The organism is Streptococcus mitis (assembly GCF_005844455.1).
Classification (GTDB): Bacteria; Bacillota; Bacilli; order Lactobacillales; family Streptococcaceae; genus Streptococcus; species Streptococcus mitis_BF.
The window spans coordinates 1-2,851 of the sequence record NZ_SPGF01000101.1; the positions used below are offsets into that span (position 1 = coordinate 1).

Below are 2,851 nucleotides of genomic sequence, written 5' to 3' on the forward strand. Positions count from 1 at the left end.
TCCACTATTCAAAAACCACACAGTGTTTCTTTCAGCTTGATTATATTCAAGACTGGAATCACTGTGTGGTTTTATTTTGAAGCTAGTTTTTGCCCAACCTCCATATTACACACGACACTGAGTTTTACAAATCGATTCCATTTGCCAAATGAAGTTAATGAGGTAGTTAGCTAGTTCGCTCCCTTACCATTACGACGGAAAGTTTTACGAAGCGATAATATTCGCGGACTCTGCCTAGTAAAGCCTTTAGGTAAGCCGCCATAGCGGTTACCGTCAAATGACAGCAACTTTATGTTGCTAGTCATTTGTAACGATTTACATCTTTTCCTCCAACTCTACGTCTGGATACTTATCTGCAAACCAGCGGAGGGCAAAGTCATTCTCAAAGAGGAATACTGGTTGGTCGAAGCGGTCCTTGGCCAAGATATTGCGGCTTGAGGACATGCGCTCGTCCAAGTCCTCAGGCTTGATCCAGCGAACGGTCTTTTTACCCATTGGGCTCATGACCACTTCGGCATTGTACTCGCCTTCCATGCGGTGCTTAAAGACTTCAAACTGGAGTTGACCAACAGCACCCAGCATATACTCGCCTGTTTGGTAATTCTTATAAAGCTGAATAGCTCCCTCTTGCACCAGTTGCTCAATCCCCTTGTGGAAGGATTTTTGTTTCATGACGTTCTTAGCAGAAACTTTCATAAAAATCTCAGGAGTAAAGGTTGGCAGTGGTTCAAATTCAAACTTATTTTTTCCAACCGTCAAAGTGTCTCCAACCTGATAAGTACCGGTATCGTAAACCCCGATGATATCTCCTGCAACAGCGTTGGTTACATTCTCACGACTTTCCGCCATAAACTGGGTAACATTCGACAGCTTAGCTCCCTTACCAGTACGAGGAAGGTTAACACTCATCCCACGCTCAAATTCACCCGATACGATACGAACAAAGGCAATACGGTCACGGTGACGAGGGTCCATGTTGGCTTGGATTTTAAAAACGAATCCTGAGAAATCCTTGTCATAAGGATCCACAATTTCGCCATCTGTTTTCTTGTGTCCGTGTGGTTCTGGAGCAAACTTGAGGAAGGTCTCAAGGAAGGTCTGCACCCCAAAGTTAGTGAGGGCTGAACCAAAGAAGACCGGAGTCAGTTCTCCTGCAAGAATAGCTTCTTCTGAAAATTCATTTCCTGCTTCTTGTAAAAGTTCGATGTCGTCCTTAACCTGAGCGTAGAAAGGATTGCTTCCAAAGAGCTTGCCCCCTTCTTCTAGACTAGCAAAACGCTCATCACCTTTATAAAGTTCTAAACGTTGGTTATAGAGGTCATACAAGCCCTCAAAAGCTTTCCCCATCCCGATTGGCCAGTTCATTGGATAACTTGCAATACCCAAGACTTCTTCTAGTTCTTGCAAGAGATCTAGTGGTTCACGGCCATCACGGTCCAGCTTGTTCATAAAGGTAAAGACTGGAATGCCACGGTGCTTCACAACCTCAAACAATTTCTTGGTTTGGGCCTCGATACCCTTGGCAGAGTCGACGACCATGACCGCAGCATCCACCGCCATCAAAGTACGATAAGTATCTTCTGAGAAGTCCTCGTGCCCTGGTGTGTCTAGGATGTTCACGCGCTTACCATCATAGTCAAACTGCATAACAGATGACGTGACCGAAATCCCACGTTGTTTCTCAATATCCATCCAGTCAGACTTGGCAAAAGTCCCTGTTTTCTTCCCTTTTACGGTACCAGCCTCACGAATCTCGCCCCCAAAGTAGAGCAACTGCTCAGTGATGGTTGTTTTACCCGCGTCCGGGTGGGAGATGATGGCAAAGGTACGGCGTTTTTTGATTTCTTCTTGAATAGTCATATGTTCTCTTTCTTTGATTCTCTATTTTTAGTTGTTTCAGTAGATAAGAATGATGTTACATTGGATTTTACCATTCCTTTCAACTCTCCATTATATCGGATTTTGGGGAGTTTTTCAATTGCTCATCCGATGAAAAGGCAAGCTAGAGTATAGATTTCACCTGATTTCTCTTTTTCCACCGTTTCTTGAACAAGATATCAAAGAGAATAAGAGCCAGTGAAAGGATGGCCGACACAAGGAGGTACTTTAGCCATAGAGGAACATTCGAGATAAACGGTGTATCTCTTAAGAGACCATAATTTCCACCCGTCACCTGATTAACCCCAACTAGAAAGAGATTGAGGATAAAGGTATAGGCTACGATCATATACTTCTTAAGTAAGCTCTTGTCATAGTGATTCATCAAGTAAAGCAAGGAATTCACTAGAAGGGCATAGTGCCCAATCAAAAACGAAAAACTGGTAATATGGGGGAAGTCATAGGGGTCAAAAACGGGATAAACCAGTGCAAAGACCGCTCCACTTGCTCCTAAGAGGGCAAAATATTGCTTGCTCCGCCATTTATCTGGCAAGAAAACCACCGCAAACATAGCTAAACGGCAATGATAAAAAGGGAGACTGTTAGAAAATGGAATCCCAAAACCAACATACCAACTATAAAGAGCTAGTAACTGGAGGATCTGAATCCCCTTAAACAAGAGGACAAATTTGGGATTTTTGTGATAAGCAAGTGCCCCATAAATACAAAGCACTAAAAGAAACATCATAACCCCATACCAAAAGAGTGGAATAGGAGGAGGAACCGTTTGAGATCTGGTGATAAATTGATGGAACATATTTCTATCCTATAGTTGATTAGTTTTAAACAAGCATGTTATAATAAAGCTATGGCATATAGTACAGATTTTAAACAACGAGCATTAGATTACATCAAAGAAGGACACAGCCATGTCGAGGCAGCTAAAGTTTTTGATGTTGGCGTCAGAACTCTC

General features: G+C 42.8%; 3 protein-coding genes. 1 reads left to right on the forward strand and 2 read right to left on the reverse strand.

Annotated elements, in window-relative coordinates; translation table 11 throughout:
* Positions 1-315: 315 nt before the first annotated feature.
* Both FGQ53_RS11465 and FGQ53_RS11470 read right to left on the reverse strand, forming a co-directional pair.
* Positions 316-1,860 carry a peptide chain release factor 3 gene (locus FGQ53_RS11465; protein WP_138338892.1) on the reverse strand — a complete coding sequence of 515 codons (1,545 nt, stop codon included), beginning with the start codon at positions 1,858-1,860 and terminating at the stop codon, positions 316-318.
* Between the two features lie 142 nt (positions 1,861-2,002).
* Positions 2,003-2,695, reverse strand: a complete 693-nt coding sequence (locus tag FGQ53_RS11470) for a TIGR02206 family membrane protein (protein WP_138338895.1) — start codon at positions 2,693-2,695, stop codon at positions 2,003-2,005.
* A 51-nt stretch (positions 2,696-2,746) separates the two neighbouring features.
* Between FGQ53_RS11470 and FGQ53_RS11475 the strand changes: the two genes are divergently transcribed.
* A partial coding sequence (locus FGQ53_RS11475) for an IS630 transposase-related protein (protein WP_212744431.1) occupies positions 2,747-2,851 on the forward strand: 105 nt, incomplete at its 3' end.

Coding starts and splice junctions, on each gene's coding strand:
- FGQ53_RS11465 (WP_138338892.1), bottom strand. CDS start 1,860: ATGACTATTCAAGAAGAAATCAAAAAACGCCGTACCTTTGCCATCATC.
- FGQ53_RS11470 (WP_138338895.1), bottom strand. CDS start 2,695: ATGTTCCATCAATTTATCACCAGATCTCAAACGGTTCCTCCTCCTATT.